The following is a 241-nucleotide window of genomic DNA, read 5'->3' on the forward strand; positions in this document are numbered from 1 at the left end:
CGGCGGCACGGTGACTACGGGCACGGTTACGACTGTCGGCGCGACGGTTGCCGTGGGCAGCGTACCGGTTGTCGTCGCGCCTCCGCCGGTCGTGGTGGCGCCGGCTCCGGTTGTCGTCGCGCCGGTACCGGTGGTTGCTGCGCCTGCGCCTGTTGTCGTCGCGCCTGCGCCCGCTTATGTGCCCCCGCCGCCGGTCGCCTACGTGCCGCCGCCTGCACCGAAGACTGTCTACGTCGCGCCG

At 73.4% G+C, this 241-nt stretch carries 1 protein-coding gene; it reads left to right on the plus strand.

Annotated features, from left to right (window positions below):
• Nucleotides 1–241, plus strand: a 241-nt coding sequence (locus tag SB822_RS60400) for a hypothetical protein (RefSeq protein ID WP_410859558.1), incomplete at both ends; no start/stop codon positions are given.

It is taken from the genome of Paraburkholderia sp. SIMBA_054, from assembly GCF_046534875.1.
GTDB lineage: Bacteria > Pseudomonadota > Gammaproteobacteria > Burkholderiales > Burkholderiaceae > Paraburkholderia > Paraburkholderia hospita.